Annotated in this window: 5 protein-coding genes and 3 pseudogenes; 7 read left to right on the top strand and 1 reads right to left on the bottom strand. The window is 66.9% G+C overall.

Annotation, left to right across the window (positions count from 1 at the left end; all coding sequences use genetic code 11):
- From ACWCRJ_RS44175 to ACWCRJ_RS44160, 4 genes and pseudogenes are all read left to right on the top strand, one after another.
- A pseudogene (locus tag ACWCRJ_RS44175) lies at window positions 1-169 on the top strand (IS110 family transposase); the annotation flags it as partial.
- Between the two features lie 17 nt (window positions 170-186).
- Window positions 187-471: pseudogene (locus tag ACWCRJ_RS44170) on the top strand (transposase); the annotation flags it as partial.
- 471 nt (window positions 472-942) lie between these two features.
- Window positions 943-4140 (top strand): RHS repeat-associated core domain-containing protein, encoded by a 3198-nt coding sequence (locus tag ACWCRJ_RS44165; protein ID WP_450944632.1) that lies wholly within the window; start codon window positions 943-945, stop codon window positions 4138-4140.
- Window positions 4141-4758: 618 nt separating this feature from the next.
- Entirely contained in the window at window positions 4759-6501 is a 1743-nt protein-coding gene (locus ACWCRJ_RS44160) for an endo-1,4-beta-xylanase (protein WP_450944631.1), read from the top strand.
- 180 nt (window positions 6502-6681) lie between these two features.
- On the opposite strand, the pseudogene ACWCRJ_RS44155 reads toward ACWCRJ_RS44160, so the two are convergent.
- Window positions 6682-6871 (bottom strand): annotated as a pseudogene (locus tag ACWCRJ_RS44155) (IS6 family transposase); the annotation flags it as partial.
- Window positions 6872-7401: 530 nt separating this feature from the next.
- On the opposite strand from ACWCRJ_RS44155, the gene ACWCRJ_RS44150 reads away from it, so the two are divergent.
- The 3 genes from ACWCRJ_RS44150 to ACWCRJ_RS44140 form a co-directional block, all read left to right on the top strand.
- Window positions 7402-8457: a DUF6192 family protein gene (locus ACWCRJ_RS44150; protein WP_450944630.1), complete on the top strand. Its 1056-nt coding sequence runs from the start codon at window positions 7402-7404 to the stop codon at window positions 8455-8457.
- A 2-nt stretch (window positions 8458-8459) separates the two neighbouring features.
- A complete protein-coding gene (locus ACWCRJ_RS44145) occupies window positions 8460-8873 on the top strand; it encodes a RacP protein (protein WP_450944629.1) in 414 nt (137 codons plus the stop codon).
- A gap of 103 nt (window positions 8874-8976) precedes the next feature.
- Window positions 8977-9450, top strand: a 474-nt coding sequence (locus ACWCRJ_RS44140) for a transposase (protein ID WP_450944628.1), incomplete at its 3' end; no start/stop codon positions are given.

The raw sequence follows: 9450 nt of genomic DNA, 5'->3' as shown, positions 1-9450 counted from the left end.
AACCCGCCTGCGCCGCGATGCCCGGACACGTCTCTACCTCGAACGCCGCACGAAACAGGGCATGTCGAAACGCGAGATCATCCGCTGTCTCAAACACTACGTCGCCCGTGAGATCTACGGTCAACTCCAGCAGCCGTCACCCCCCGCTGTGCCGCCTTCTGCCGCTTGACGCAACATAGGGGCATCCTCAACGTCCACAAGGACCGCCGACTACGGCAGTTCATCGACACCCACGACCGGATCACCTGCTACTTCCTGCCGGCCTACGCACCCGACCTCAACCCCGTCGAGGGCATCTGGTCACTGCTGCGACGCAGCAGTCAGGCCAACACCGCTTTCACCGACCCTGACCACCTCGTGAGCGCGCTTCGGCACGGTCTCCGCCAGATCCAGTACCGCAGCAACCTCATCGACGGATGCCTCACTGAAACCGGCCTCACCTTGACGACATCACGGCAACAACGTCAGTAACCCGACCGTGGCTAAATCCCTGTGGGGAGCCTCGAGCCGGTGCGGCCTCAGGGAAAGGCTTTCGGTCGCGTTCGGCCTACGGGAGGCGCGTTGTGGCTGTCCAGCTGCGCGGTACGCATGCCCTATGCAATCTTCTGTACCTTTCGCGAGCTCCAAGGGGAGGGGCTGATTCTTGCCCGCTTGGCGAGGGAATCAGCGGGAACTGCACGGACTCTTGTGCGATTCCTGTGGCAGTTTGTGTGCGCCTGGTGACCGCTGGGGTTGCCGGGGTCTGTCTTCCTGTGGGGGGAAGTCATGCACAAGCGTGCCTTCGGCACGCCGTTTCGGCGTGCCCGTAAGAGATCAGCCGCTCTCGCCGCCTCGGCGGTGGTGGTTTCGGCGGCTCTGGCCCTGTCGGCGCTGCCGGCCTCCAGCGCCGCCGCCGAGGTGAAGCCCACCTCGGTGTGGGGGCCGGACAGCCCTGACTTCGAGATGCCGGCGGTGAAGGTCGACCCGAACCGGCCGGTGGCGTCCGAGCCGTCGCAGAATCCGACCGACGAGGTGTACGTGCCGTGGCTGCGCGAGCAGCGCGCGCACGCCAAGGACGCACCCGCGAACAAGGCTAGGTCCTCCGCTGCGGCGGACGCCTCGATGGTGAACATCGTCCCCGAAGGTCAGGGCGACGTGCCCTGGCACCGCTACACCAGTTTCGCGATCACCGACGCGCTGACCGCGAAGATCGACTACTCGACCGGCAACCTGATGCTGACGGCGACCGACTTCGACATCGCCGGGGTCGGACAGCGCCTGACGCTGGCGCGGACGTACAACTCGATGGACGCGCCGTGGGGGAAGGTCTCGCAGCGCTGGTGGCAGCAGTACGAGCGCTACCTGTCGATCGGAAGCAGTGAGGTGATCTTCTACGAGGCCTCGGGCGCCACGGTCCGCTTCGCCAAGAACAGCGACGGCTCCTTCACCACCCCGAAGGGCTACTCCGAGGACCTGAAGAAGAACGCCGACGGCACCTACACGCTGACGAAGTGGAAGTCGGGCTCGAAGGACACCTTCGACGCGAACGGGACGCTGACGAAGGTCACCGACCGCAACAATGGCACGATCACCGTCACCCAGCACGACGAGAGCGGCGAACACAAGGGCTTCAAACTGACCGAGACCCGCTCGGGCCGCTTCATCGACCTGCTGAAGACGGACGCCTCGCAGTGGCAGGCCAAGGACAACACCGGCCGCACCGCCGTCTTCAACGACAGCGCGGGCAACCTAGCCACCACCACGGACACCGAGGGCAAGACGGTCACCTTCCGTTACGACGCCTCGGGCCGTATCGACAAGATCACCACCGCGGAGGGGCGGGTGACGGTCTTCACCTACGACGACGCCAACCGTGTCACCTCCATGCTGCGCGGCACCGGCTTCAACAGTGACGGCCACACCGGTCCGACGTGGACCTACACCTACAGTGCCGACTCCCCGACGGCAGCGGGCACCACCACCGCCACCGACCCGGAGACGCACGCCACGAAGTACGCCCACGACGGCGACGGCCAGGTCACCGAGGTGACCGATGCACTCGGGCACAAGCGGTCCACCAAGTTCGACGCCAACCACAACATCGACACCGCCACCGACGCGATGGGCTCCGGCACCACCCCGGGCAACGTCACCGACTACGGCTTCGACACCCGCAACAACCTCAAGTCCGCCACCCTGCCTACCGGTGGGGCGACGGTCAACAACTGGCAGACCGTCGCCGGCGGCGACGTACCCAAGGACTCCACCAACCCCGACGGTGAGAAGACCGCCTTCACCTACGACACCGCCGGCAACACCAAGACGGTCGCGCAGACCGGCACCGGCGGCGGCAGCGTCTCCTACGACTACAACCCCGCCACCGTCACCTGCGGCGGCTTCGAGGGCCAGCGCTGCGCGCAGAAGACGAAGATGACGTCCTCGAAGACGGTGGAGACGGACTTCCACTACGACGCCAAGGGCAACCTGGAATGGGCCAAGGCGCCGGCGCCGCTGGGGAAGACGACGTACACCTACGACGACCTGGGCCGCACCAGGACTGTCACCGACGCGCGTGGCGTCACGGTCACCTACACCTATGACAACCGCGACCGCATTCGTACCGTGACCTCGCCGAACACGGTGAAGGTCGAGTACTGGTACGACGGTGACGGCAACCTCAGACAGCGCTCCGACGGCACCGGCACCGTCTCCTACGAGTTCGACCCGCTGCAGCGGGAGACGGTCCGCCACCTCCAGGACGGCTCCCAGACCCTGCTGGCCTACACGGCGGCCGGCAACGTCGACTACTACCAGGACCCGGCCGGCAAGGTCGACTACACCTGGAACGAGGTCAACAAGCTCAAGGAGCTGAAAGACCCACAGGGCCGCGTGACCACGTACACCTACAACAGCAACGACGTCCGCAAGACCACCACCTACCCCGGCGGCACGGTGCAGACCGTCACCGTGGACAAGTCCAGCCGGCCGGAGTCCATCAAGGTCACCTCCGACCAGGGCACCCTGGTGAACCTGGCCTACACCTACGGCTACGGCACCAACAGCGCCACTGACGGCAGCAAGATCCGCACCTCGACCGACAGCGTCACCGGCCTGAAGCGGACGTACAGCTACGACGGGGCGGGACGCTTCTCCTACGCCAAGGAGGAGAAGGCGGGCGCGATCGCCGACTCCTGGCAGTACTGCTACGACCTGGCCGGCAACCTCACCTCGCAGGGCACCGACCCCGGCTGCCCGCGCGGCACCACCTACACCTACAACGACGCCCAGCAGTTGACGAACAAGTCGAGTTCCACGGGCACTTGGTCCTATGACGCGATCGGCAACGAGACAGCCGGCGCGTCCACCGACGACTACCTCCGCACCGGCGAAACCTGGTCGGACCACTCGCAGATGACGTCGATCACCGTCAACGCGAAGACGTACGCGGGCCAGTACGGCTCCACCGACCAGAGCGAACGCATCAAGCTCGGGGACACCGTCTTCCACAACGGGCCGCTCGGCCTGTCCGCCACGTCAACTGCCGGTGTGGACATGGGCTTCAACCGGGAACCCGGGGGCACATTGAACTCCATGACGACCGGGGGCAAGACCTACTTCTACCTCACCGACGCCATCGGCAGCGTGATCGGCCTGGCGGACGAGGACGGCAACAAGGTCGACACCTACACCTACAGCCCCCGCGGCGTGCGCATCCTGTCCCAGTCCACCGAACCGGTCGCCCAGCCCTACCGCTTCGCCGGCAACTACCAGGACACCACCGGCCTTTACCACCTCAAGGCCCGCTACTACGACGCCAACATCGGCCGCTTCACTCAGCCCGACCCCTCGGGCCAGGAACAGAACCCGTACTTGTACGCCGAAGGCGACCCCGTCAACCGCATCGACCCCTACGGATTGCTCAGCCTGGGAAGCATCGGGGACGGACTCGGCGTCGCGACCATCCTCTACGAGGGATTTACCGGCGGAACGGGCGCGGCTGAGAAAGCGACCGCAGCCATGATCGCGGAGATCGGTATCACGGGGCTCTGCGAAGCTGGAGCCGCGGCGTTTACCGGACCGGGTGCTGTCCCGGCGCTCCCATTCTGCATGACCATCGGCGCGGCCGCAGGCACTTACATCGGTGCCACCTACAAGAGCTGAAGAACTGACCATCGTGGTTGCCGGAGCAGGCGTTGTCTTGCTCCGGCACCCGCGGTTTCGAACAGGGAGAATGAGATGATCCAACCAGGAAGAGGGCGCCAGATCCTACTCTTCGGCATGCTAGCTCTCGTCTGCGGTGCACTTCTCCTCGTAATCTCCTCCGGGGGCCCGGCAGGCGCATTCGGATGGCTACTCATTGCGGGTGGAGCTCTTTGCGTGCCTGTGAGTCTGATCAGCAAAAAGAAGGGGCAGAGGTGATGTGGTCTCTTTCTGCCCCGCCGTTGCTGCGAGATGGGCAATCGGCGCTCTTGTTCACCGCCGGATTTATCGTGCTGGTAGGAGTCGCAATATGCTTCTTCAGCAAGAGGAATAGGTGAAGTGCCCGTGACGTCGTAGCGCGATCGCGGTCGGTGCAGCCTGACCCAGCGGTACGAGCACGCCAGCCAGCTACGAGACCGGTCCTCCCGATGCGCCTTCCGCGCAGGCCGCAACGATCCGGGCCCGCTCCGCCACACGAGCTGGGACGTGCCACACAGGGCCGCCTTACCTCATACGTGATGAACTGTGGCCCGGCTTCAAGACGTTGATCTCGACTCGAACAAGAGAGTGGGAGGGACCGTGGACCTTGGTGGGGGGACGTGGCAGCGACTGACCGCCGTGGTGCTCGTCATGGCGGTGGCGGCCGGGTGTACGGGGCAGGGCGAAGGCGCGGGCGGCGGAAACGACCAAGACCTGCTGCGGAACCACGACTGGACGCAGATGCCGGGCACCACCGCGCGGAACGACATCCTGCGGGTCAGCGCATCGGACCGGCACATCGTGGAGCAGGACTCCTCCGGCGGCCAGCCCAACCCCCCGCTGAACCTGGCCGGCCCGCATCTTAGGTCCGATGGCGACTTCACCGTCACCGCGCGCATGTCCGGTGTGGGTGACGATGACGGCGACTCATGGCTGCGGCTGTACGGACGGGTACCGGTCATCTACGACGAGTGGCGGCAGGAGCGGCCCTCACTCCGCGTCGGCGTGACCGCCGACGGACAAGTGAAGGTACAGATATGGGACGGCGAGGGCGATGAGCCGGCCACCTCCAAGGATTTCGACTGCGGCTGCTCCGGGACGGTGACGCTCGCCGTGTCGAGCATCGGTGACACATTCCGAGTAAAAGCCGACGGGCGGCGGCTGGGAACCGTGCAGGACCCGGGGGTGTTCGCCGAGGGCACGGTCTGGTTCGGTCTGGAGGCGGACGCGGGCGAAGACGAGCGCCGCGAGGGATGGCGTCTGACGCATCTGATCGCCCGGGCAGAGAGCGGTGACTCGCTCCGCGTGATCAAGGCGCCGCAGCTACGCCAGGAGCAGTCCGACGACTCGCTGCGTGCGCGGGCCGCAGACGTGGGGCGGCCGTTCGACGTCGGCGCCGCCCTGGCCGAGAACCCGCTGCTCACCGACTCACGCTACCGGGCGCTCGCGGGGAGCCAGTTCTCCATGCTCACTCCGGAGAACGCGTTCAAGGCACAGTTCCTCCACCCACGCCGGGGTGTCTACGACTTCCGCGACGCGGACCTACTCGTACGCTTCGCCCGCGCAAACGACATGAAGGTGCACGCGCACACCCTCGTCTGGCACGAGGCTCTGCCCAACTGGATGCGGGAGAACGACGACCCCGAGGAGGTGCGCCGGACCATGCTCCGGCACATCGCCATGGTTGCCGGGCACTTCAAGGGAAAAGTCGCGGAATGGGATGTGGTCAACGAGCCCATGTCCGACGACGAGAAGAGCTACACCAACGGGGATCTCGGTCTGCGCTCCGAGCAGAGCCCGTGGTTCGAGGCCATGGGGGAGGAGTACATCGACGAGGCGTTCAGGGCGGCCCACCGGGCCGATCCGAAGGCACGGCTGTTCCTCAACGAGTACGGGGTCGAGGAGGAAGGCGAGCGGTGGGACGCCCTTTACGATCTGGTCAAGCGGCTCAAGGAACGCGGCGTACCGATCGACGGCGTGGGTTTCCAGAACCATGAGTACGCACCCGGCGACCGCATCGACCCGGAGACCTTCCGCAGCCATGTGCGGGATCTGGCGGAGCTCGGGGTTCAGGCGCGGGTGTCGGAGATGGACGTCCCCATAGGTGAGGACGAGGAGGACGGGCGGCAGACCCAGGCTGATGAGATGGCGGGCAAGCTGCGGGTCTGCCTGGAGGAGCCGAACTGCACATCGTTCTCCACATGGGGATTCACCGACCGGTACGGTTCCACCGCCGACACCAAGATCTATCCTCCGCGCACGGCCGATTCCCTGCCGTGGGATGCGGCCCTGCGGCCGAAGCTGGCGTACGAGCGCCTGCTCGAGGCCTTTGACGAGGCGTGAGGAATCAAGGTGCGATCTCTCGGTTTGGTGTCGATGGTAGTGAGGCTCAAAGAGCGTCTTGTTCCGCCAGGGGCGTTTAAGGGCGGCGAAGTCGAGTAGGTCTCGGTGGCGCTGTCACGTTGTTGGGTGGGTAGGTGTCTGATGGCGTCGCGCGTGGTGCAGCTCGGTTCCGGGCTGTGCTCAGGCAGCGGTGGCGAGGTCGGCGACGCCGGTGATCTGTTCCCAGATTGCGAAGCGGACGGTCATCTCGGCTCGGTGGGCGGCAGCGGTCATCAGGTGGCGGCGGGGCCGGAAGTGGGGCGAGATTCATGGCGCGCTCGCGCTGTCTGGTGGGCTGGTGGCTGTTCTCGGCCCGGTTGTTGAGTGCCTGTGTCTGAACCTCCCTTTGGATCTTTGGGCGGGACTAGGCTGGCGGCGTGTCTGGGGTCAACGGGCCTGGTCTCGATCGGCGTTGTCCCGGGTGCGATTCTTGGCTGAGGCCCGGGGCCGCGCCCCGGGCGGTGTACTGCTCGGGGGTGTGTCGTTCCAGGCAGTGGCGCCGGATGCGGCGGTTGCGACTGCGGGTGGCGGCGCTTGAACGGGGTGAGGGCCGCCGGGTCTGCCCGGAGTGCGGGACTGTCTGGGTGGCCGGAGTGGACCACCGCAGCAACGCGGTGTACTGCTCACCGCGGTGCCGGAAGAAGGCCTGGGGCCGCCGCAGGGCAGCGTTCGTCCAAGCGTCTGACTGACGCTTCAGCGAACAGTTCACGAACCGAGGCAACGGCCGGAGCATTCAATTCCCCCCATTTCCAGCCATGGTTGGCGAACGATCTGACGGCGGGCGGACTCTGACGGAAGGGCCGGGGCTTGTCGCCGGCGGTCCGGTCCGCCGGGCCCCGACCGCGAGGGATGGTGGCCACCATGCCCACCGCCACGATCGGTCATGTCACCCGCGAGCGCTACGCGCAGATCATCACCACCGACCGGGAACTGGTCGGACAGATGCAGCGCATCCAGTTCACCATTGGGGACCACGCGCTGGAGATCGAGCCAATGCAGCGGCTCGGCGGCGCCCACCCGGCCCCCGGCGAGGACCTGTTCGGCGTCGACGTCTCGTTACAGATCTACGCCGACGACCTGGGGCTGTCACTGAGCACGGTCCGCAGCTACCGGTTCGCCTCCCACCGCTGGCCCGCCGGCCAGCGTCGGCACGGCATCTCCCACAAGGTCCACTACATCCTCGCGTCCATCCCTGACGCCACCGAACGCTTCGAGGCGATCGACGCCCCTCCGCTGGACGAGCGCGCCCGGGCCCGGCGCTGGACGACGGACCTCGCCAAGAAGCACGTCGGGCAGCGCCCGGACCGTCCCGAGACGCCGGCGCAGAAGGTGGCGACCATTCACCGTCTGACCGACGACGACGAGGTCGCAGCGCAGATCGCCACGGACGTGCTGCGCCGTCCGCAGGTCGCGGTCAAAGTGGTCGCGGACGACACCGCCCGGCACATGGTCAACAAGGCGCAGACCACGCAGCACCGGACCGAGGTCGTCCACGACCTCATCGACGACGACACGGTGGCGGCCCAGGTCGCCTCCGATGTGCTGCGCCGTCCGGAGGTCGCGGCCAGGGTGGTCGCCGACGACACCGCCCGGCACGCGGTCAACCGCGCCCAGACCGACCGTTCCCGTCAGCAGGCCGAACACTTCCGCCGGAAGACACCCGCCGGACGGGTGGTGAAGAAGATCGAGCGGACCGTCGAGTTCCTGGACCTGGTCGGTGCCTGCCACCGCTTCGTGGCAGCCTGCGGAAAGACCGTGCCCAAACTGCGCGACCGGCACCTGTCGGATGACGAACAGGCCGTCCTCGCGCAGAACGTCGCCCGCTGCCGGGCCACGCTGGACTGGATCGAGACCGCCGCCGAAACCGGCGAGGTCGACGTTGACGAGGAGCTCGCCCGCCTCCTGCGGGGTGAGTAGCCGTGACCAAGCGCTCCCCGACCGCGGAGCGCCACGCCGACCTGATCCGCACCGCCCTGTTCGAAGTCGCACCCGCCGGCATGACGCTGATCCGCCTGATGGCCTCGTGCGAGCTCAGCCGCTGGCAGACCAGACGGGGCCTGGCCACGCTGCGCGATCTATGCGCCGAACGCACCTGGCCGCCGGTCATCTACAACCGTGACCTCGGCTATCACTTCTGCGCGAGCGAGGACGAACTCGAGGAATGGGAGCGGGCCTGGCTGAGCGAGAAACTCACCCAGTTCCGCCGGATGCTCACCGGCACCATCGGCCCGCACCTGGCCCTCTTCCCCAAGAGCGTCTGGGCCGGCTACCTCAGCGACCAGATGAAAGCGATCGAGTCGAACCTCGCGCTGGCCGCCCGGCCACCGCGCTGACGGGCTCTTCTGAGCCGGGGCGCCCACCGTCAGATCAGGAGGCCGGGACCGGCCCGGCGCCCCGCGGACAACCCGGGGCTGTCGGGCCGGTCCTGTTCCTGTCATGCGCCAGCGCCGCTATCCGTCCGACACGACGGACGCCGAATGGGCCCTGCTCGAACCCCTTCTCCCAGTCCCCGCTTGCCAGACACCTTCCGGCGGACGTCCGGAGGCCCATCCCCGGCGGGAGATTGTCGACGGCATACGCTATCTGGTTGATAACGGCATCAAATGGCGCGCGATGCCGTCCGACTTCCCGCCCTGGCGGACGATCTACGGCTTCGCCCGGCGCTGGGCCGCCGCGGGCGTCGTCGGAATCATCCGCGACCAGCTCCGCCGCCAGATCCGACTCGCCGCCGGGAAAACACCCCGCGCCGCGTCGGTCGTCGTGGACTCCCAGAGCGTCAAGGCCTCCGAGACCGTCGGCAAGGAAAGCCGCGGCTGGGATAACGGCAATTATCTGGAGGCGTCGGTTATGGCGGGGCGGGCCGATCAGAGCTGGTGGATGGCGGTGCTGCAGGGGTTGAGGCCGGTGATA

Source organism: Streptomyces sp. NPDC002324 (genome assembly GCF_053593335.1).
The sequence above is the reverse complement of the archived record's forward strand: the minus strand, read 5'-3'. Positions and strand labels throughout refer to the sequence as shown.

What these genes read in the sequence shown, in the direction of transcription:
- ACWCRJ_RS44165 (WP_450944632.1), top strand. Translation starts at nt 943, where the DNA reads ATGCCGGCGGTGAAGGTCGACCCGAACCGGCCGGTGGCGTCCGAGCCG.
- ACWCRJ_RS44150 (WP_450944630.1), top strand. Translation starts at nt 7,402, where the DNA reads ATGCCCACCGCCACGATCGGTCATGTCACCCGCGAGCGCTACGCGCAG.